Source organism: Paenibacillus antarcticus, assembly GCF_001637225.1.
GTDB classification, from domain to species: Bacteria; Bacillota; Bacilli; order Paenibacillales; family Paenibacillaceae; genus Paenibacillus_AQ; species Paenibacillus_AQ antarcticus.
Window position 1 is genome coordinate 88,129 of the sequence record NZ_LVJI01000054.1, and the last position, 21,970, is coordinate 110,098.

Here is a 21,970-nt window from a genome sequence, read left to right on the forward strand (position 1 = left end):
CACAACTTGGAGGAAGAATATTGACCTCATTGAACCGATTTATCAAGATTTGTAGTGCTGTAATATTAGTATTCATAATTATTTATTTGGGGTCGCTTGTTGATTTTGTATTTAAGCCAATCCTGTCGTTGCTAAGTATCATTATGGTGCCATTAATGCTAGCTTCTTTTTTCTACTACCTATTGCGCCCGCTTGTGAACTGGATGGAGCGCCCTAAATTAAACAGGTCGTTGGTCATTTTAATCATTTATTTAGTTATTGCTATCCTATTTTCCTTATTTATTATTGTCGTATTTCCATCCTTACGGACTCAATTTTTCAATTTAGTGAATAATGCACCGAATCTGTTGAATGCGTTAGGCAAGCAGTTACAAGACCTAGAACAGACAGGGTTTCTGTCGAAAATACTTCCAGAAGATGTAAGTCCTTTAACTCAATTGACCGAATATTTGAATAAGGGATTCTCATTATTGTCCAATTACGTAGCGGGTATGTTTTCTTTCTTCTCGAATTTTGCGGTTATTCTGCTGACATTCCCGATCCTACTGTTCTACATGTTGAAAGAGGGAGATAAGTTCGGTCAGAAAATTGTTAGCTTCATGCCTAAGCGTTTCCGTGAAGAAGCTACTAAGGTCGTGCATGATATTGATAGTGCTCTTAGTGGATTCATCGTGGGTAGAGTGGTAGTGAATCTTGCTCTTGGTGTCCTTATGTATATTGGATTCCTTATAATAGGGCTTCCTTATACGCTATTACTGACTGTGATCGCTGTTATTATGAACTTTATCCCTTTCATTGGCGCAATTCTGTCTGCTATCCCGATTGTAATAATTGGATTGATTGAATCACCTTCTGTTGCTATTTGGTCCTTAGTGGTGATTCTAGTGTCACAACAAATTCAAGATAATATTATTTCGCCTTATATTTTTGGCAAACAGCTAGATATCCACCCACTTACCACAATTATATTGGTCTTGGTAGGTAGCGATGCATTTGGAATCATAGGTGTAATTGTAATTATCCCTGTATATATGATTGTCAAAATCGTTGTGGTTAAAGTGTACCAGCTGTTCTTTAAACAGAAATGGGAAGATGCATAAGAATAGCAAGAAGAATTGTAGACAGAGGTATTTGAATAACAAATAGGAGAGGTCGCGTAAGTAGCGGCCTCTTTGTGTTTAGAATTTCAAATATAATATATTCAGTCCTGAACGATAAGATAAAGCGATTTGCTAGTGTATATTTATCATGATACGTTGTAAATACACAGAGTAATTATTATTATGGAAGAGTGAACGGTATGCTACTTTTAAAGATACTACCTGATATTGCTCGTATGTATCGAACCAATGTTGGAAAGCTCAATAATGAAGATATTAGGAAGAAATATAACTTCTGATGGATATTCATATGTGATAGAATCAATGAATATAAGGAAATTTGAGGGATAACCAATCGTAGAGTTCCTTGTTGTGGGGATGAAAAATAGGTAAGAATTATATAGATTTGGGGTGAAAAGGTGCAATCTAATATTGTCGATGGAGATTACGTGTATCAGTGTAAACAAGTACAATCAACGATAGATTGGAATAGGTGTGATGTGCTCCAATTAAGTGATACGGTAACAGGTCTTTCGCCTAAAGAGGCAACCGAGGTGAGAGCTTGTTGGAGCAAAGAGTATTTGTATTTACGATTTTTGTGTAAGGAGTCTAACATCGTATCCGATTTCGAACACAGAGATGATCCGCTGTATGAGCAGGATGTCGTTGAAATCTTTATCGATGAGGAAGACAAGGGTACCGGTTACTTAGAATTGGAAGTCAGTCCAAGGAATATCGTGTTTGACGCTGTTATTGAGAATGATGGCAACGACACAGTTGTTAAGATAGATCAAACTTGGTGTTTCAAGGATCTTCAAACATCTGTGGAATCCACTGAAGAAGGATATTTAACCACCTTCATTACGATTCCATCATCAAATTTCATTCATTCACTTCATCAAGGATTACGATGGAAGGTTAATTTCTATCGGATTGATGAAGGCTTGGATGGAAAGCGAGAATTTCAAGCGTGGCGACCTACAGAGAAGATCAATTTTCATATCCCTTCGAGATTCGGAACCATGGTATTTGTATGAAAAAGAAATGAAGTGACACCAGCAAAGCCCTTGATAGTTGGGCTGCTGGTGTCTTTTTTTACTAAAAAAACAACTGAGTATGCTTGTTTACCGTTGTGAAACAGCAGGTAATCACATGTGTGTTTGCGCCATTAACCCCCCATGGTCTTTTCGAATGGATATGAATCAAGGGTATTTCACCATAAATTGTTATGCGTTATAGGGGGGATTAGTTATTCCGCAAAAATGGAATGGATATTGCCTTCAGGATCAGCAAAGAATGCCGTTGTGTGTCCCCAAGGCATAATTGTAGGTTCTTTAATCGGTGTAGCTCCTTTGGTAATGATATCGTTATATGTATTTATGACATCTTGATGGGAATCACAGGGGAAAGAAAGCTCAAAAGCTTGTCCGCGAAACTCTTCTTTAAAGGAAGGGTGACCATTTGTATTAACCGACATTAATGCTCTGGAGCAAATGGAAAAACGAACGCCGCTACTATCGAATTCAACATATCCTTCCGTATCTACGATGGTCTTAAATCCAAGTGTATCACGATAAAACTTCGTTAATCGAGTAACATCATTTGATAAAATCGTTATGACGGTAATGTGGGCTCTCATTTACATAACTCCTTATTTTTTAGTATAAACCATAAACATATCATAATTGTAGAAAGGTAACACGCAAATTTATCATGGAAGAATAAGTTGTAAACAAATCGAAAGGTGATTAGAAGTGATTGAACAATTTTACGCATTTTCTGGAGAAACAGAGCATAACTTAACTTTGAAGGTTATTCAATATAGTTGAAATGAGGAACATAATCATGGCGAAATCCAAAAGAGGACATGCACTCTGGAGCTTACCGTCACGTGGCCGTGGCACCTGTCCGATCTGCCAGAGCACGCGAATTAAGCTGCTCTATCCGAGAAGAGCAACGGATGGTACGAATATTAAGGTGTGTAAGCGCTGCGACAAGGTGTCACAAGAAAAAGTAGATGCATCAATAGTAGTGAGTTGAATCGTATTTAAGGGTGCCAGTTGTCCTAATGCACAAGCATTCAGGAACAACTGGCACCCTTGTTTCTAATTATTCAACAATGGAGAATTCAAGCCAATCCACATCGACTTGACCTGAAAGAACACGAAAGGTTACTTGAACCGGTCCACCCACCACGGTGATGTTCCCCATTAACAAGATCTCATTCCAGCCTTCATCACTTACTATACAAGTCACAGGTTGATTTCCTTCCAATTCGATGGATAGTACAGCATCCTTTCGGTTAGCCATATTTAACCGTACACGGAGATCGAAGCGGTTGGTTTCAACACATAAGGCATCGTATACGAGCCAATCACCAGAATGTAATTTTACACAAACCGTATTATTCTCATCCCACAACTTGCCGCCCTCTGAGTGGTAGCTTGGCTTATCATTCTCGCTTGCTATCATTCTCATAGGGACATAGTCACTCGATCGTAAACCAATCTGATTCTCTTCTTTCTTCATAATACCGAAGCCTACACCGTCTCCTTGTCTATAAAATTCAGCAGGAATCTGGAGCGGGAGGTGCCGCAATAGCGAACGGGATATTCCAGGGTAAGCATCACATCGCTCTAGTCTAATATGATCGAGATATTGATTTAATATGGCTTCCGATGTTGCTGCATCCGGTTTCAGACCACCTTCCAAATAATCAGTCAGTAAATTCCAACCTTCTGGCATACGAATAGAGTAGGGGGAATTTGATGTATTCATCTTCTTCCAAGTCCAGAAATTCCAGGAGATCTGGTGGTCTTCGAACATTTGGAATGCACCGCTGTACCACTGGGCGTTATTTTCTCCTCCTTCACCCATAAAGATAGGCACATTCCACTCATTGCCCTTATCTATATATTTCTGAATGCTCTCCGTATCAGGGTTGTTCCAATATTTATGGAATTGAAGCATCAGATTATCATCAAATGGATCCGTGAATATAGACCAGTCTGTCGACCAATGAACCCCTTCAAGAATAATCATATGCTTTTTATCTATCTCACGAATAGCTGCAGTAATTTCTTTATACAGCGGAAGTACCTGATCATAGTACATGTTGAACCAATCTGGAAGTGGCTCATTCAAAAGGTCGTATCCTGCGATGATCCAATCGTCTTTATAGTGTTCGGCAAACATTCGCCAGATTGCGATCGTCAATTCTTGATTCTTTCGGTCTGTGAATAACTCGGGAAAGTCATTCTCGGAATCATCGATGTTAGCCCCAGTCTGGCCACCAGGTGCACCATGCAGATCCAATATGACATATAATTTGTATTGTCTGCACCAGTCGATGACTTGGTGAATGCGAGAAAGGCGCTTCTCATTAAAGGTCACTTCGTCTCCTGCTAAGAGGATGTCACGAGCATTGATAGGAAGTCGTACTGAATTAAATCCTTGTCGGGCAACTTCGCGAACATCGATCTCATCCACATAACGCTCCACATACGTATCCCAGAATTGGGTTGATTTTTCTTCACCGATTAATTCTTTCACCATCGCTTCGATCTTTCGCGGGCGATCTCCGCCTTCAGGGAACTTCCACATATATCCTTCAGGGAGCAACCAACTTCCGAAGCCTACACCTCTCAGGATAATTTCTTTGCCATCTCCATTGATGACCTTTTTTCCTTCAGCTCTAATAAATCCGCTTACATCATGATTGTTGGTATGTGCGCTCATAATCGGTTTGCCTCCTATTCAGTTAGTATTGGCTACTGTTGTTATCATGCTCACACAATATAGCACAAGACATAAGAGAGAGGTGGACAACCCGAAATTCAGAGTCCTTATCCGAAATATGGAGGGTAGGTATAAGAGTTCATTTACCGCAAAATATAGCCACCATCCGGGTAAAGTGTACTTCCTGTTGTGTAACCATTGGTCATCAAATAAATCGTCGTATGTGCAGCTTCGTCTGAATGACCTACTCTGCCAAGTATATTTAATTTGGTATATCCTTCGTAAGCTTTATCTCTCGTCTCCTGGTCAGCACCTTCCCAATTAAATGAGGTATGTATAGTGCCAGGCGAAATGACATTTACTCGAATAGGAGCTAGTTCTACGGCTAAGGCTTTACCTAGGCTTTCAATCGCACCATTGCAAGCAGCGTATGATGCACCATCTGCAAGTGGCCGTTGACTAAAGGCACCGGACATTAGCACAATCGAACCATTAGGGTTAATAAATGGGGATGCATATTTCACAGCGTTGTATTGTGGCCAGAATTTAGCATTGAAGCAACTATGAGCGATCACTGAGCTTGACGTAATTGCACCTCTGACATAAGAAGCGCCTGGCGTAAATAAATGGTCAAACTTACCGACAGCCTCGAAAAAGGTCTTTAATTGTTCTTCGCTCTGATTGTTCAAAGAATAGGTTTCTACAGAGTCCGATCCGATAGAAAGGCGGGCTGCATTCAATTTATCTTGTGAGCGACCTGCTATAATGACATTTGCTCCTTGTTCAATAGCCTGTTTAGCTGTAGCCAAGCCTATTCCAGAACTTCCGCCAATAATTACGATTCGTTGGTTCTTTATTGAAATATTAGACATTATTCATATGCTCCTTTGGTTGAGAAGTTGTTAGTATTCAATATATTATTAATCAGAAACATATGCCTGCCTAGTACGCACATTCTTCGTACTAGGTACGAATTTTCGTACTAATCTAATATAATTAGGTATTGTTGAACTAACGTGCAAAAGGAAAGAGTGATAGGTATGATTAATATGAGAGGGTGATATGATGAATATGTATTTGAAGGAGCCAAGATTGAAAGGGGTCCTTACGACGCTTCAAATAATTGGCGGGAAGTGGAAACCACTCATTTTGTTTATTTTATTAATAAATGGGACTCAGCGGTTTGGAGAACTAAGACGCCTTATCCCAGATGTGTCACAAGGTACACTGACTAAGCAATTGCGAGAACTTGAGACGGATGAACTTATTGAACGGGTAGTCTTTCAAGAGTTACCGCTTAGGGTGGAATACAGTATTTCAGACCACGGAAGAACGTTAACTTCTGTGTTGGACAGTATGTGTGGTTGGGGTAGACATCATCTGGATTATATGGGGATCGAGCAAATTAGTAATCGCAAAGTTTGAAAATTTACTGGTTAAAATCAATGGGTGTGCAAGTAGCAACACCAAATAGGAGTGAAACATTATTAATTCGTTTGTCCGTAATGTCATTGTCTACGTATTCATTTTTATCGTAAGCATGATCTTATCAGTACGAGAAATGCCTACCGTGTATATTGTTAGTATCGCTATATTCATTGCAATCGTATGTATGATGCTTCCGTATTTGTATATGTTATTTAAAGAGACTAATATGGTACGACTGGAGAAGTTTTTAATTAGACAGCGGAATAATCCATCCCTATATCTATTTTATGCCATCGCAAATAAACAGGATGAAGTGGTGGAATCTCAAATCAACCGTTTACTAGCTAAATATAAGGACCCAAATAAACAAGCGTTGTACAAGGCAATTTACGGTGCATATTTAAAAAATATGACCGCAGTTAAGAACGATGTTTCACTTATTCAATCGATCCAATTTCGTATATATTATGAAGCATATGTACATATTGAGGAAGGTAACCTTGAACTTGCTCGGGATACTGCGGCTAAACTGTCAAAGACGTATATGAAAAGTGCTCTACTCTCTGAAATTGAATTACGAACTGGGAACCGTCAAGAAGCGATTGATCTAGCAAGGCTAGCCTTGCAAAAGGTCAGTGGATTGCAAAGGTATATCGTATATAAGAACTACGAGCGCGAACTACCCGAGGCACTATTGAAAGATTAGTTTGTAAATGACAGGGTCGCAGATCTTTGCTATGGATGAGAAGAATTTATTAAACATAAATCAGCCCCGTGCAATCGCAAGGGGCTGATTTATTTGTTCTGAAAAGTTGTGTCATTAGCAGCATTAATTTGTTACGCTCGCCATGACATGCCAACTTCCAGAGCCTGATAGAACATATGTGTAGACACCAGCTGGTTGGCCAGTTGCTAGTATAATCTCTGGTGTTGATCCTGTGCCTGGGTAGATCCATTCTTGAGGATTCAATGTTATAGTTTTCGTGCTGATCTGGGTATTTCCTTGATACAGTTTAATCGTTAAATCATCGCGATACTTACCTGTGTTGACAATAACGCCTGAACCGAACTTGATTGTGCCGCTTGAGAGCGTAAAACTTGGGCTAGAATAGCTGAACGCAGCAAACGCGGTAGTTGTAAAACTTAGAACAATAGCAAGCATGATACAAAGAGAAGAAACAGTTTTTTTCATCCGTACACCTCCTTTCTTACGAAGAAGATTAGGAACTTGTGACAGGAAGTCTTTGTATAATAGATTATAGATAATATTCATATAAAAGTAAATGATGGAAATTTATGCATATTAAAATGGGCACACAAACAACCGATAGCATGAACTGTCGGTTGTTTGTGTTCGCTACGCGAATATTATAAATTAGTCACTTGGTGAAGTGAATTAGATTATTATCCGATTATGTCAGGGTGGAAGCAGTGGAAGGAAAACGATAGTAGGATAATAGTTACAGGAATTCGGATACTAAGGTCATTGTAATCTCATATTAAAGATTCGTAATTTTACGAATCCACTCCCGAGCACCGAAAGCAATCACCTGATTCTGAATATGTGGTGTCGTTATCGTACAGCACTTAAGCAACTCAGGCAATGCATACTCTTGTAAGCTAGCTAGTGCAGCTTCCATATAACCCTTATAGGTCGGGGTGCTACCGCCAACAACGATTGTATCTGGGTTATACAGGTGTATCAAATTCGTTAGTGCGTATCCAAAGTTCCGTCCTGCCTGGTGTACAAGATCCTTGACATGCTCATCGCCTGCTTCGAGACGCTCGCGAAGCGTAGCATCATCCATGCCTGTCTGTTTCATAATCACGTAACCGCTCGAAAGATTGTCAAGCATTACCGGTTCTCCATCCACAATAAGGATCATATAACCCAACTCACCATTCCAACCTTTCGCGCCAAGTTGTAATTCACCTGAGACGACAACACCTGCCGCGATAAAGGCGTCAGACATAATAACAATGGCCGTTTCTTTATCTGTCAAATGAACAGCTTCAGCCATTGTTGCAGCCTTCACATCATTGATAAATGCTACGGGAATCTGTGCTTTTGTTGCGAACATATCCGCTGTAACGCCTGTCAACGCAGGAATGACATGGCTGAGCTCTACTTTATCTGTGCCGACGACTAGCCCTGGCATTCCCATCCCGATCCCGCTTGGCTTATAAGGCAATTTGGCTACAAAAGCCTCGATCTCCTGTTGAAGTTGAACTACTGTACAATCTGTCCCAGTAGATGCCGTATATTCCTGATACCCGTCTACTGTTTCCGCCATCATATACATTTTCCCACCATCTATTTCAATGCCGACAAATGAATTCATAGTGTATATCTCTCCCAATGTTCGTCATTGTGAATAGCTGCTTAACTGCAAATGATAGAGTTACCATTCTGCCATTCTAGTCACATACCCATATTATATATATTATGTAAAAAACTTCAACGGTAATAATGTTGAAACGTCCAATGGATTAATAGATTTCCTCTTTCAATAGACTAAATCAGAGGAGAGAGAACAAATGTTATTCTTGTATAGCAAAGTAGTCCATTATATTCATAAATTCTCAACAACAACTGGATTACCAAAATCATTACCAAATAGGATGTCGATTAGTTTTGCTGCAGTAAAATCAGCTGTTTGCAATTTTCCTTCTTGTGCTATCTGTTTAAACTGATCTACGTAAGCGAATAATTCTTTCTTTATAGAACGAATCTCAGTTTGCAATTGTGTGTCTATCATTCCCGGATATACGGAAACCACTTTTGCAGGATACAACTGATTCGCTTGCTCTAAGCTTACACTCTTCGAGAATGAATCCAAACCGGCTTTCGAAGTGCTGTAACAACTTTGAAAAGGCAGAAGATAGCGAGCAGAAGCTGATGATATATTCATAATCCGCTTATCTATGGTTAAAGCCTGAGAATGTTTGATGAAATTCGAGGTTATGATCATCGGAGCAATTAAATTTACATTTATATTTTCTGCAATACTTGCAGATGAACATTGTTCAATTGGTGCAACGGGAGTTAACATTCCTGCATTGTTTATTAAATAAATACCTGAAATATCTGTTTCACGAGTGATTACACTGAATATCTCGTCGAATAGCCTATCAATTTCACCTACATGATTAAGATCAAAAGGGCAGTAACTCAATTTGACATTCATTTCTCTAGCGCGTTCAATCAGAAGTTCATTGACAGCCCTAGATATGCAAAATATATGATGATGCTCAGATAGTAATTGATTGGCCAACGCTTCTCCAATACCTCTGGAAGTACCCGTAATTATAAAATATTTAATTGGATGTTTTCCTCCTAATATATCATTTATGGAACTCTGCTTTGGTCTCTTCTTTATACTCTTGTTGCGATGAATAGGACGCAATGATTAGTTCATGTAGCCTATGACGGAGTAGTGAAGGATAAATAGTATATTACCACATTTTCACTAATCTTAGCTTATTGTTACGGCTGCTGGCTAGATCGATCAAATTTGACGAGAGTATATAACTCAATGACTAAAGGATAAGGGAGATTTCCTTACACGGAGTAAGCCAAGGCAAAGCGGAGAGGAGGTTATTAGTAGAATTATTCTAATTTTTAGATTGAGTATCGGTGTGTTTATGATTTCAATAAGTAATTATGTGATGTATTCTAACAACAAATGCTTGAAAGAAAATAATTCCTGTGTTAATGTGTTAATTATGTAAGGATACATAACACATATGAACATGGGGGGTAATCAAAATGCTTAGAAATCGATCTATTAGGAAGTGTGGAGTTGCAGTAGGGATTATTGGGATGCTAGTAGTACCTTCTCAAGCATTTAGTATGCCTTTACAACCGACAACCATCGATAAAGTAGAAGGTGATTATTATGTAACCTCCGCGGTCGAGAACATTCGCTGGGGGTCACTCCCTAATCGAGATAGCTCTCCGATTCTCACTGTGCCATCCGGAAGTGCTGTAACATTTGATACGGTATCACATGAGGGACTGGTAGAAGATCAAGGGAGAAATCCAGTGAAATATTTCGAACAATTCGGAATCTCACCCGAGAACGTATTGGACGATGCAAAGGCCATTACAGCTTCTTCCATCAAACATGATTTTGTGAAAGACGGACCTCATATCATCACGGGCCCGGTAGCGATAGAGGGTGCAGAGCCGGGCGATGTTCTTAAAGTAGAAGTGCTATCGTTGCAGACTCGAGTTCCATACGGTGTCATTTCTAACAGACATGGCAAGGGTGCACTTCCGAAAGAGTTCCCGGAAAATCAAGGAGCACAAGAGGGAGCCAGCGCTACCAAACCGGAATTATATAATAATGTGTCCGTATTTACACCTATTGAAGAAATCAACGGTAATTGGTATGGTACACTACCGACGGAAACAGGGAAGAAAGTACGCTTTCCTATTAATCCTTTCCTAGGGGTTATGGGGGTCGCACCCAATACTAGTGAACTTGTCAGCTCTATTCCCCCTATTGAAACTGGAGGGAATATGGATATTAATGAGCTTGGTGTCGGAGCGACGATTTATTATCCAGTTCAAGTTAAGGGTGGGTTATTCTATACAGGAGATCCCCACTTCGCACAAGGAGATGGTGAGGTTGCCTTAACGGCATTGGAAGCTTCACTTAGGGGGACTCTTCGGTTAACGGTTTTGAAGAAAGGTGATCCCTCCCTTCCGCATAGTGGAGAATTCAAACAACCATTTGCAGAAACAGAGGATTTCTGGATTCCAATTGGATTGGATCCCGATTTGGATGAAGCAATGAAAGAATCAGTACGTGAATCTATCCAATTCTTATCCGATAAGCTGGATATGGATAGAGCAATAGCTTACGCATATCTGTCAGCCGCAACGGATTATGAAGTATCTCAGGTCGTAGATCGTACCAAAGGTGTTCATGGATTGATTAGAAAGATTGATTTCCTTGAAGACGTTGACGTTGTAATAAACATAGGAGGAAAGAGAATCAAGCCGGTTGTTCATAACGATGAGTTCTATGTATCGATTCGAATGGTTTCGGAGTTGTTAGGTGGAACGGTAAAGTGGGATGAAAAGGCACGTAACATGAAAGTTGAATTAGGGGCGAAAACGATAAATGCTCAAATTGGCTCTGATATTTATACGATTGACGGCAAGCTGGTGTACAATAATGACTTGCCGAAGCTTATAGATGGTCAAACTTTGGTTCCAGTTTCTGTCATTAATAAAATATTAGGTGCTTATGTGAATTGGACGACTATCGACAAAACATTAACAGCAAACGTATCATTAAGTAAACAGCAATAATTGATATTATCATTCAACCGTGGTGGACGAAAGTTCACCACGGTTATTCATGTTCATGGATTCAACTGTTTAGACAGTAGCAAACATTCCTGCAGCATTTATCAATGAGGTGAATGCGAAGGAGGTAATTCAATTTTTACAGATAGAAAAATAGGGCGAAGTAGTGGATGTGCCCTAATTGTCCTATTTATCCCTGACACTATTCAGAAAACGATGCCTTAAGTTTGGGCACTTCTTTAGCTGCTCTTCTGTATTTTCTCTAGATGAACAACTAGGTTATCCAAGGTTTCAGACATACCTTGAATCATCCCCATATCTAGGACTGTTTGCAACGCTTCTGGCGACGTGTATATTGCGGTGTTAACTAGCTTCGTCTTACCATCTTTCTCGATGAAATCAAGTGTGACAAGTGTTTCTGGCATATTGTCCATAACGTTGCCTTCTGCATCCGAGAAGCAATCCGTGAATATAATTTGAGACGGTGCTGAAATTTCTCGATAATGCGCTTTACCCCACGACTCCATACCGTAGAAATCGCCCTGGGTCTTATCTTCGCACTTCATGCAATAATGCCATGTACCACCTGGACGGAAATCCATGTTGCATACGGGAATGGTCCAGCCTTTTGGCCCCCACCAGTGTTTGAGATGCTCCGCATCCGAAAAAGCTTTGAATACAAGCTCGCGTGGTGCTTGGAATACACGCTCCAATATAAGCGTGTTGCCGTCCACTTTTGATACCATTTGGTTAACTAGATTAGGGTTAATCATGATATACAACCTCCTCATATTTGTTAGTATTATGAAACCGTTCACGGGCTGGTGCTACTCTTGTTTTCGTGTTTCTTTACTTTACAGCCTAAGTAAATAATCATCCAGTCGATCATAGCGATCTTCCCACATACGCCGGTACGATTCCGGCCAAGCATCCAATTCCTTAAATGGTTCGGGACGCAACTTGTAAATGCGACGGTTAGCAACCGCCTGCACCTCAACAATACCGGACTGATTAAGGACGCGCAAATGCTTAGACGCTTGAGGTTGACGTAGCCCGAGCCTTTCGGCGATCTCCCCAACGGTTAGGGGACTCTCGTGCAATAGTTCAACAATCTGCTCATTTCCAAAATAAATCACTTGAAATCATGAGTTGATTACTGTCTAGTGAGAGGTTGTAAAGAGGGGAGAGCTATTGATGATTTCATTATGTTTTTTTGGATGTTAAATTTCTACTATAACAGGTACTACCTTTTTGCTTGCACATAGAAGACATGAAAAAACCGCCACTAAATGTGGCGGAAATGTGAAATTTATATAATTATTGCTATTATTATACCATAAAATAACAATAAAATCAAGTATTGTTACGTTCACTGTCACCGTGTTACAACAGATATGAGGTGATGGATAATGGAAAATAAGAGTTTAACAGCGCTCGTCAGTGCGTTCTCAAGAGCGTATCACGCAGAACATAATCAGATCAAAATTTTTGATGATTCACTTGCTAGACAACTATTAACTGATGAGGAATACGAGGGTATTTCCAGTAATATGTCACAGGCGATTGCATTCTTTCAGCCAGAATTTGTTGGTTCGCCGGAGCAAGGGCTGCGTACAGTTGTTGATCATCAACTATCTCCATCTCCACTTGGGAGGGCTGCATTTGCCGAACAGGCACTTGAGGTTGCCGTGACGCTGAGCGCCAGACAATATCTCATTTTTGCTGCAGGTTACGATACTTTCGCTTATCGGCAATCGAATTGGGCAACAGACTTGCAAATCTTTGAAATTGATCATCCGGCTACAGCAGTCGATAAGCGCAGACGTGTATCAGCTCTTCATTTGGGGGTTCCCGCAAATCTGCACTGCATTACAGCAGATTTGACGGAACCAAATTGGCTGAGCAGCGTTCTTGCCTGTCCAGCTTTTGACCCTAGCGTAATCAGCTTTAGTAGCTTGCTGGGTATCAGCTATTATTTGCCCAAGGATGTGTTTAAGAATCTCTTGTCTGTCATTGCTTCATTGCTCCCAAGCGGGAGTAGCATAGTCTTTGATTATCCTGATGAGCATACGTTCACTTCACAGGCAGGCGAAAGGGCGCAGAGGCAGGTGATGATGGCCGCGAGAGCGGGGGAGCCAATGCAGGCAAGTTATTCTTATTTAGAGTTAGAGGAGATATTGGAAGAGGTTAACTTCGATATCCAGCAGCATTTGACTCCTTCAGAAATTACAAGACAACTGTATAAAACCTACAATGAAAATACGCCAGAGCACAAAATAACGGCATTCGATAATGTGAACTATTGCTTGGCGGTTAAACGATAGGCTCACTGAAACTTAGTTCTGGTATTGATGTATAAGTATGTTTATAAGTCTCTAATATGAAGCTAAAAGGATAAAGGCGAATTTCCATTCAAATTAAAATGAGAATTCGCCTTTATTTATTCTCTTTTTTTTATTTCTTTAAAGTGTTCATTTTCATTCAATTACATATTCAGAGTGGTATAAAACCCATGCTACAAATTTTGATTAACTTAATTTCGTGTAACAAGAATAATATATGCTTTTATTCGACATTATTCTGCAATTTAATATATAATTAGTGGATATTTGTGGTAATATGATTAATGTCATAGGTTCTAAAAACTAGCTGGTTTGTGGATGAATATATATTTGATTTAAGGAAGGAGTCTAAAAGAGTAACGAGTAAATAGCTTTGTACGGAACTTTTAAGAACATCTAAATAGGAGGAATAATATCAATGCGCTATACTAGAAATTTTTTATCCACGTTATTGATTATAGTTATGTTGTTTTCATCGTTTAATGTTGCTTTTGGTGCCACAGAATCATCGAAATCTGATATCAAAGGAACGTGGGCAGAAACCCAAATTTCTAATTGGATGGATAAAGGATTTATTAAAGGTTATCAAGATGGCAGCTTTCAACCGAATAACACCGTAACAAGAGCCGAATTCTTTGCAATGATTAACCGTTCTTTTGGATTTATTGAAACAGCCAATGTTTCATTTAGTGATCTTACTTCATCTAACTGGGCAAGTTCAGAGGTCTCTAAAGCTGTGAAAGCAGGATACATAACAGGATATGCAGATGGGACAATCGGTGTTCTTAATGCAATCAGTAGACAAGAAGTTGCGGTTATCGTAGATCGCCTTCTAGGTCTTACGAATACACAAAGTGCTGCAACAACGTTTACCGATTCAAGCTTGATCGCATCATGGGCTAAAGCCTCAGTTCAAGCTGCTGTAGCTAAGGATATTCTTAAGGGCTATGCAGATGACAATAGCTTCAAACCTAATAAGTTCATTACTCGTGCAGAAGCAGTTGTCACACTAGACCGTGCGATAATAGCAAATGCAACAAAATACAGTACAGCAGGGACATATGGTCCTACGACAGGAATAGAAACAATAAATGGAGATGTAATTATTACTGTGAGTGGAGTTACCTTACAGAACATAATTATTACCGGGAATATATTATTTGATGCAGGAATAGAAGAAGGAGATGCATTTCTTAAGAATGTATCGATTAAGGGTGTAACTAGGGTAGAAGGTGGTGGAGTGAATTCCATCTATTTAAAAAATTCAGATATTCCAACCCTTATAGTAGATAAGAAAAAAGGCGACGTCCGTATTGTAGTGGAAGGATCAACAATCGTGGGAGATGCTACAATTAAATCCCCAACAACAATGCAAGAAAAGGATACATCGGGATCTGGATTCAGCAAGGTTACTTTATCAGAATTATTACCCGCAGGTTCGAAAGTAACATTAATAGGGGTATTTGATTCCTTAAATATTAAAGGAAGACAAATTCAGGTTAATATTCCTGAAGGCAGCGTTAAAGAGGTTACTGCATCATCATCAGCAACGGGTATGACGCTTACGTTAGGTAAAGACGCAAAGATTATTAGCCTTGTTTTAGATGCGGTAGCTAAGATCCTAGGTACAGGCACTATTGAAAAAGTGACGTTAAGCTCCGTTGCTAAAAACGGTACGACTATTGAAATCACCATTAGAATGTTGGATAGAGTGAATAATACATCTACTCCGACTGCAACTTCGACTGGTGGTAGTAATACAGCACCTTCGACCGGTGGGCCTGATATAACTGCTCCAATGTTATCGAATGTGACGATTGGTCAAATCTCACTTGGAGATGATGTGCATGGTACAAGTAATGAAAGTGGATATTTGTATCTAGTCCCTTCAACAACAACCAAAACATTAGCAGACTTAAATCAATCTGTCACGGACTCGTTAGGCAATAAGCTATCGGTAACCGCAAATGTAGAATCAACGATTAGTACAGCAGGTTTAGCATTAGGTACTTATGTCGTTTATGCAGTTGACGGTGCAAATAATATATCTACACCTTCAGCAGAAATAGTAATGAATAGGAAACAATTATCAATTGCAGATCCATCAGCATCGCTCACAGCAGTGAAAATGTATGATGGAACGGCATCAGCAGCTGTAACAGCAAGTCCCTTGATCGGAGTGGTTAGTGGGGATGATGTGACCTTAAATGCAATAGCTACTTACGATAATTCAGTTATAGGAACAAACAAAACAATCACGATCGTATATACGTTGAGTGGAGTAAATGCAGCCAACTATATTGCACCTGTAAGTTACAATGTAAATACAGGAGTCATTACAGCCGCACAGTTAACGATCGGAGATCCAGTATTGACACTTGTAGAGACACCAGTTGGAGATTCATCAATCATTGTAAATGTGGGTACATTAGTCGGGGTTGTTGAGGGCGAAGCTGTGACCGTGAGTGCAGAAGCAACTTACAGTGAATCTCTAGATAAAGCGAGACCCTTAAATGTAATATATATAATAGCTGGAGATGATAGTAGCAACTATATTGCCCCTGCATCCAATACTAACTACAATGTCTACGTACAATCCAGTGTAGATACGGGTATTATGTTAGACCTTATAACCAATTCCAAAGTGTATGATGGAACCATACTAGCAGTTGTATCAGCAGGCTCTAGAACTGGATCTTGTGTAGAGATTGGAATTTGTCCTGGAGATGATGCAACAGTAAATGCTTCAGGAACTTATAATGATAAAAGTGTAGGAACAAACAAGTCGATAACCGTGTCGTACACTCTATCAGGGGATGATTCAGGGAATTATTATCCACCAGCGAGTATTACAGTGAATACCGGTATAATAACAGCAAAACAATTAACGATTGCGGCACCCACGTTAACACTTTCCAAAGTGTATGATGGTAGTACAACGGCAGTCGTAACACCAGGAGCATTAACTAACGTTATTAGTGGAGATGACGTACAAGTACAAGCAGTAGCCACATACAAGGACTCAGCTGTAGGAACCAATAAAGTAATAACAATTGTATATACTCTCACAGGGGCTGATGCGGGAAATTATATTGCACCAGTGAATTACACAATTAGTACCGGAGTAATTTCAGCACGCTAAAAGTAATAACCGAAGATCCATTTCTTAATATGTGAGATGTCAAGAAGAAGTGTAAGAAAACAAAACGCCTCCACAGTTAACTATAACTGTGAAGGCGTTTTGTTGAGTATATTGTATGAAATAGAAGATAGGGTATAGATGTCACTGCATCTATAATAAAAAGTTGTGAACATGGCACATTTTACTGCGTTCGAGTGTTATAGAGAATAAGAAGGTTAAGGAGGTGTTGGCATCGCTACAGGAATTGGGCTGTGTTTTTATTTTCATCCTTGGTTTGTGATCGTTGAGATTTCTTAGGACAGTTACTAACTGCTGATTTACTAGCTTGTTGCGCATTTAGCAAAGCCTTGCCCATATTGGACGGAAATTGCAATGCTATTGTTTGCACCCTGTTGGCTGTGGTATTATCTACAAATATAAAAAGAGTCCGTTCGTCCCACGACAGAAAAGGAAGATTCTCACGAAGGGCTGTGGCGCTTGGCCAATGCCTATTCTTGAATGGAATATGTGGATACCGAATTTTGCTTGAATCATGGATTTGAAACCCATGTATAGAAAATGAAGCTCTCTTGAAGTTCAATTGAAATTCTTAGAAGGCTTTTCTTAATTAGATAGGAGGCTGGTTATGACTTATTCACAGATCTGGAACAACTCAGGAAATGACGCCGACATTCTCTATCTGGAACAGCAAATTCAGGCCGTCAAAAAAGAAATTAAACGAGCGGAAGCCGCAGAGCTTCAAGAAATATTGGATCAAGCGAATCGCAAGCTGGTTGAACTGGAAGCGAAGCTGGATGAGCTTGAGGATTAGGGGAAACGAGTCCGCACACGAATCTGTGAACTAAGGGTGTTAGGCGTTTCTAAGCGGGATTGTACTTTATCATTTATTTTTGTCGGAATTGATTCTCGGCTTCGTAATGATGAATATACGCCTTGGCAGATGCCCGCGCTCTTTAAGGATTGGTCATTTGGGGGTAAGGGCGATGACTATTTGGATTATGTCTATCAGGATCTTGTTCCACACATGAAAAGTTCATTTCGAATCTCCCGCGAACCCCAAAAATTAGCTTTGGGCGGTGTTTCACTAGGCGGATTAATAAGTCTGTACGCAATGTATAAGTCTGAGCATATATTTGATAATTTTATATTAATATCTGCTTCTGTGTGGTTTAAAGATTTTATAAGTTACATGGAGACTACAAGGCTTGATAGAGGGTTCAATGTCTATATGTATGTAGGTGAACAGGAAGGTGTAACAAGACTAATGTACAGAAGTGAATGGTGCCAAGTAGCAAACGTGCCTTTGATCTATTGAACGAGGAAATTAATGGAGCGGTCCATCGTGTAAAGTTCGAGACAGATCCGCTAGGCTCACATAATGACTCTTTTTTTCTTCAATATTTTCCGAATAGCATCCGTTTCTTATTTCCAAGTGAGGTATAAGATCAGAAGAATAGGACGAGCGCGCTGCGATGGGGCACCGTAAGCTAAAGTTGATGCTACGAATGAAGTGAAATAGTACGTTGTATTTAAAGACCTCCGTAGGGGTCTTTATTACTTGTGTGAGAATAGTAGAGAAGGAATCACTTTGGTATATTGTTAAAAAATAAAAAATCCCCCATTTGGGGGATAAGTGGTTAATTTACTTGATCTTCTGTTCCATCATTTTCAGCAAAACCGTTACAGCCTCTGCTCTTGTTGAATGATCATCAGGTGCAAATTTATTTAGGCCTTTACCCGTAATAATGCCAAGCTTCTTCATTGCTGCCACTGCATTTTTCGCCCACTTCGGAATGGCCTTATCGTCCACGAAGCCCGTTACGGTAACCTCATCGATAGGCTGACCCAGAGCGTTCGCGATCATCATTGCCATCTCTGAACGGTTAATCCCTGCACCCGGATTGAAAGTCCCGTCCCCATAGCCCTTAATAATACCAGATTGTACCGCCAGAGCAGTCGCTTTCTTCGCCCATGTTCCAATCTCTGCGGTATCTGTGAAAGTCAGCTCCGCGCCATTACCTTGCGGATTCAACACGTTCATCAGCATAACAGCGAATTCAGCGCGAGTCACCGTATTGTTTGGCTTAAATGTACCATTGGTATATCCATTGATGATGCCGCTGTTTACGGCTTTCTCAATATTTGCCTGCGACCAATGTCCATCGATATCGCTGAATTTAAGTTCTGTATCGGGATAGGGTTTGCTCGTGGCTGAATCTACTACGAATACCGCATACTTCGTGAAGTGATCGACCTCTACTTTAATCCGATTTCCATTGATCTTACCACCCGTGACTCCCACCCATACCTTCTTCACTTCATCATAATAGAATACGGCTGGTCTTTGGTTATTATCAACTTTAGTAGGATCAAACACGAATGTCAGTGTGACTGGTTTACTGAAATTACCCGGGAAGTTTTTCAGTATCTCGAATACATCACTAGCTAGTATTTCACCATTAGCTAGAAGGTTGTTTATTTTAAGCAATTTTTCTATCGTAATTGTTATATCTTTGTTCGTAGCATTCACTGGAATTTCAACCGTTACTTCGTTGTTAAGCGTAACCTTTCCTGTACTACCTGTAGGAATCGTTATCTTACCATTGGAGGATGTTACATTCGTACCAATGATCGGTGTTGAACCATTGGAGGATGTTACATTCGTATCAATGATCGGTGTTGAACCACCACTGTTCGTAGATGCTGCCTTACGCGTCACGACAACCGTATACACCTTAGCTGGCCCATTCCCAACCATTACCGTTACTGTAATCGTATTTGCTCCCACTTTAAGTGGAAGAGTAGCACTTGCAGCACCACTTGTAACGATCTTACTAGCTTCGTCATTCACAGCTACTTTCACAATTGCTGTTGGTTCTACTACAGTTGGTGACACCGTTAGACTAGATATTCCATACACTACATTTTGCGTATAACTCGTCTTTGCACTAGTAAACGTCTCATTCATTGCACCACTACTTAATGCTAAGTTACTTAGATTAAGATTGGGATGAACGATCTGTTGCACCGTTGCATCTGCATATCCGTCCGCAACTACTGAGATCGTATAGGTAGCAGCAGCTAAGTTGTTCGCAAATAATGTAATCTTACCTGCTTCTATCGAGTAATTATCTTCACTCAATGGGGCTCCATTAGCAACAATTGCTGTAATCTCATCTCTCCATGTTGAATCATCATCGAATGTAATTTCTATATTACTTATAATATCGTTATCCGTCGTATCTGCTGTTAGGACAGGCGAGCTCAGTAACTGTAACCACAGCGCATAGAGGGTTATGTCAGTTCCAATATTGATATTATACAATTCTCCTGGTAGATAATCATCTCCATTACCGTCTGTTGCTGTATTCCAGCCAACGAAAGTGTAGCCTGATTTAGTTAAGTTTCCACTATTCCCGTCTACAGTTATTCCTTGACCTTTCCTAAGAAGTTTAGATATTGGAACTGCACCGCCCGTATCACCATTTGCTGAATAGACCACATACTCAGGACTAGGCAGTTCGCTCAAGTAAGGAAAGCCATTATTATGTGCTGGATTTATCGTCCAAGTACTAGCATCGAAGGTCCAGTTTGTATAGGTTCCTACTTGTTGCATTTCTGCTGTCGATACTGGATTGCCTTTACCAGTATCAGATTTACCTGTTGTCTCTTTATTGTAGAAACCACTGCTTAAATTAGAACTATAACCAATCAACCCACCTGTATGAGGGCTTCCAGTTACTTTGCCTGTTGCATAATTATTATTAAACATTGTGCTTTGATTATTTCCGGTCAAACCACCTACTATGTTGGCACCAGTAACATTTCCTAGTGCGAAACTGTTTGTAACAACTCCATTATTACTATATCCAATTAATCCACCTACATTATCTATACTCCCATTCACGTTGCCGGTAGCATAGTTTTTATCTAATAAAATATTATTCACAGAGTTACCGATTAGACCGCCTATATATATTTCCCCGAACACATCCCCGATAGCGTAGTTATGATTTATTGAAGTATTAGCAGTACCTGCTCCGATCAGACCACCTACATACCTTTTTCCAGTTACAATACCGACAGCGTAGTTATTATCAACTGTTCCATTAGAAGTATTCCCAATCAGACCGCCTATAGAATCTCCAGTGCCGCTTACTCTGACATGAGCGTTACTATTTGTAATCTTTCCATAGTTTACACCAACCAAGCCTCCGGTGTTTGAATTACCATACACTACACCAGAAACAGAAACTTCGTTCACAGTACCATTATTCTGACCGATTAGACTAGCTGAATAATCCTTTCCGGTAACCTCTTCAACAATAAGATTTACGTCACTTATCGATGATGCGCTCGCTGTATATCCAAATAATGCCTGAATATCTACAGTAGGTCTATTAATATACAAGTTACTAATTGTCTTTCCATTCCCATTAAAGGTTCCCTTAAAGCTGTTATCATCCGAGCTTCCGATCGGAGTCCAACCTTCCCCGTCATCATTACTTGCATAGTTACTTAAGTTAATATCTTCAGTCAATTCGAAGTAAATATCTTTACCTAAATATTTGCGAACGGCATCCAATTGATCAGCAGTTTCAATTTGATATGGATCAGATTGCGAAGTTCCTGACCCTCCAGCAAAGTCGTCTATTGGATTAGCCGATGCTTTATGCTCTCCCAATATACTAAATTGCTGCGAAGTACTAACCAACATTATCATCGCCAACAATACAATCGATACTTTTCTTCCTAATTTTCGCATTTTCATTTCTCCTCTGTCCCATGATTTCCTTTTTTTAGACACTACACTTAACTGTATAGTATTTCCAATAAAATACATATCCCCTTAAAGGGGGATATGTAGGGTGAATGACTGCGTAAAGAACTAACTATTATG

At 39.9% G+C, this 21,970-nt stretch carries 19 protein-coding genes; 10 read left to right on the forward strand and 9 right to left on the reverse strand.

Annotated features, from left to right (window positions below):
* The first annotated feature begins 20 nt into the window (after positions 1 to 20).
* On the forward strand, positions 21 to 1,100 hold the full coding sequence (locus tag PBAT_RS23255) for an AI-2E family transporter (RefSeq protein WP_068653045.1): 1,080 nt from the start codon (positions 21 to 23) through the stop codon (positions 1,098 to 1,100).
* Between the two features lie 419 nt (positions 1,101 to 1,519).
* Positions 1,520 to 2,137, forward strand: coding sequence for a carbohydrate-binding family 9-like protein (locus PBAT_RS23260; RefSeq protein WP_068653046.1), 618 nt, complete (start codon positions 1,520 to 1,522; stop codon positions 2,135 to 2,137).
* A 212-nt stretch (positions 2,138 to 2,349) separates the two neighbouring features.
* On the opposite strand, the gene PBAT_RS23265 is transcribed toward PBAT_RS23260, so the two are convergent.
* Positions 2,350 to 2,739 (reverse strand): VOC family protein, encoded by a 390-nt coding sequence (locus tag PBAT_RS23265; protein ID WP_068653047.1) that lies wholly within the window; start codon positions 2,737 to 2,739, stop codon positions 2,350 to 2,352.
* A 206-nt stretch (positions 2,740 to 2,945) separates the two neighbouring features.
* On the opposite strand from PBAT_RS23265, the gene PBAT_RS25005 reads away from it, so the two are divergent.
* The gene (locus PBAT_RS25005) at positions 2,946 to 3,140 is read left to right on the forward strand and encodes a hypothetical protein (RefSeq protein ID WP_084403328.1); all 195 of its coding nucleotides are present in this window, start codon (positions 2,946 to 2,948) and stop codon (positions 3,138 to 3,140) included.
* 69 nt (positions 3,141 to 3,209) lie between these two features.
* Here the strand turns inward: PBAT_RS25005 and PBAT_RS23270 are convergent, their stop codons facing one another.
* Positions 3,210 to 4,838 carry a glycoside hydrolase family 5 protein gene (locus PBAT_RS23270; RefSeq protein WP_068653048.1) on the reverse strand — a complete coding sequence of 543 codons (1,629 nt, stop codon included), beginning with the start codon at positions 4,836 to 4,838 and terminating at the stop codon, positions 3,210 to 3,212.
* Positions 4,839 to 4,981: 143 nt separating this feature from the next.
* Positions 4,982 to 5,710, reverse strand: a complete 729-nt coding sequence (locus tag PBAT_RS23275; RefSeq protein ID WP_068653049.1) for an SDR family oxidoreductase — start codon at positions 5,708 to 5,710, stop codon at positions 4,982 to 4,984.
* Between the two features lie 199 nt (positions 5,711 to 5,909).
* Between PBAT_RS23275 and PBAT_RS23280 the strand changes: the two genes are divergently transcribed.
* Both PBAT_RS23280 and PBAT_RS23285 read left to right on the forward strand, forming a co-directional pair.
* On the forward strand, positions 5,910 to 6,263 hold the full coding sequence (locus PBAT_RS23280) for a winged helix-turn-helix transcriptional regulator (protein WP_068653271.1): 354 nt from the start codon (positions 5,910 to 5,912) through the stop codon (positions 6,261 to 6,263).
* Between the two features lie 115 nt (positions 6,264 to 6,378).
* Positions 6,379 to 6,972, forward strand: a complete 594-nt coding sequence (locus tag PBAT_RS23285; RefSeq protein WP_149466327.1) for a hypothetical protein — start codon at positions 6,379 to 6,381, stop codon at positions 6,970 to 6,972.
* A 123-nt stretch (positions 6,973 to 7,095) separates the two neighbouring features.
* On the opposite strand, the gene PBAT_RS23290 is transcribed toward PBAT_RS23285, so the two are convergent.
* From PBAT_RS23290 to PBAT_RS23300, 3 genes are all read right to left on the reverse strand, one after another.
* Entirely contained in the window at positions 7,096 to 7,458 is a 363-nt protein-coding gene (locus PBAT_RS23290; protein ID WP_068653051.1) for a hypothetical protein, read from the reverse strand.
* A 307-nt stretch (positions 7,459 to 7,765) separates the two neighbouring features.
* Positions 7,766 to 8,608 carry an ROK family protein gene (locus tag PBAT_RS23295; RefSeq protein ID WP_068653052.1) on the reverse strand — a complete coding sequence of 281 codons (843 nt, stop codon included), beginning with the start codon at positions 8,606 to 8,608 and terminating at the stop codon, positions 7,766 to 7,768.
* 231 nt (positions 8,609 to 8,839) lie between these two features.
* Complete coding sequence (locus PBAT_RS23300; protein ID WP_338045674.1) at positions 8,840 to 9,646, reverse strand: (S)-benzoin forming benzil reductase; 807 nt, start codon at positions 9,644 to 9,646, stop codon at positions 8,840 to 8,842.
* A gap of 389 nt (positions 9,647 to 10,035) precedes the next feature.
* On the opposite strand from PBAT_RS23300, the gene PBAT_RS23305 reads away from it, so the two are divergent.
* Complete coding sequence (locus tag PBAT_RS23305; protein WP_068653053.1) at positions 10,036 to 11,589, forward strand: acetamidase/formamidase family protein; 1,554 nt, start codon at positions 10,036 to 10,038, stop codon at positions 11,587 to 11,589.
* A 236-nt stretch (positions 11,590 to 11,825) separates the two neighbouring features.
* Here PBAT_RS23305 and PBAT_RS23310 read toward each other — a convergent pair whose 3' ends face one another.
* Both PBAT_RS23310 and PBAT_RS25010 read right to left on the reverse strand, forming a co-directional pair.
* On the reverse strand, positions 11,826 to 12,359 hold the full coding sequence (locus PBAT_RS23310; RefSeq protein ID WP_068653054.1) for an SRPBCC domain-containing protein: 534 nt from the start codon (positions 12,357 to 12,359) through the stop codon (positions 11,826 to 11,828).
* Between the two features lie 81 nt (positions 12,360 to 12,440).
* The gene (locus PBAT_RS25010; protein ID WP_084403329.1) at positions 12,441 to 12,722 is read right to left on the reverse strand and encodes an ArsR/SmtB family transcription factor; all 282 of its coding nucleotides are present in this window, start codon (positions 12,720 to 12,722) and stop codon (positions 12,441 to 12,443) included.
* Between the two features lie 273 nt (positions 12,723 to 12,995).
* Between PBAT_RS25010 and PBAT_RS23315 the strand changes: the two genes are divergently transcribed.
* The 4 genes from PBAT_RS23315 to PBAT_RS23335 all read left to right on the forward strand — a co-directional run bounded on the left by PBAT_RS23315 (position 12,996) and on the right by PBAT_RS23335 (position 18,385).
* Positions 12,996 to 13,910, forward strand: a complete 915-nt coding sequence (locus PBAT_RS23315) for a class I SAM-dependent methyltransferase (RefSeq protein WP_068653055.1) — start codon at positions 12,996 to 12,998, stop codon at positions 13,908 to 13,910.
* A gap of 436 nt (positions 13,911 to 14,346) precedes the next feature.
* Positions 14,347 to 17,070, forward strand: a complete 2,724-nt coding sequence (locus tag PBAT_RS23320; protein ID WP_068653056.1) for a YDG domain-containing protein — start codon at positions 14,347 to 14,349, stop codon at positions 17,068 to 17,070.
* Positions 17,071 to 17,695: 625 nt separating this feature from the next.
* Positions 17,696 to 17,881, forward strand: a complete 186-nt coding sequence (locus PBAT_RS23330) for a hypothetical protein (RefSeq protein ID WP_068653058.1) — start codon at positions 17,696 to 17,698, stop codon at positions 17,879 to 17,881.
* Between the two features lie 36 nt (positions 17,882 to 17,917).
* Complete coding sequence (locus PBAT_RS23335) at positions 17,918 to 18,385, forward strand: alpha/beta hydrolase (RefSeq protein ID WP_068653059.1); 468 nt, start codon at positions 17,918 to 17,920, stop codon at positions 18,383 to 18,385.
* A gap of 327 nt (positions 18,386 to 18,712) precedes the next feature.
* Here the strand turns inward: PBAT_RS23335 and PBAT_RS23340 are convergent, their stop codons facing one another.
* Positions 18,713 to 21,835 carry an S-layer homology domain-containing protein gene (locus PBAT_RS23340; protein ID WP_068653060.1) on the reverse strand — a complete coding sequence of 1,041 codons (3,123 nt, stop codon included), beginning with the start codon at positions 21,833 to 21,835 and terminating at the stop codon, positions 18,713 to 18,715.
* Positions 21,836 to 21,970 lie beyond the last annotated feature (135 nt).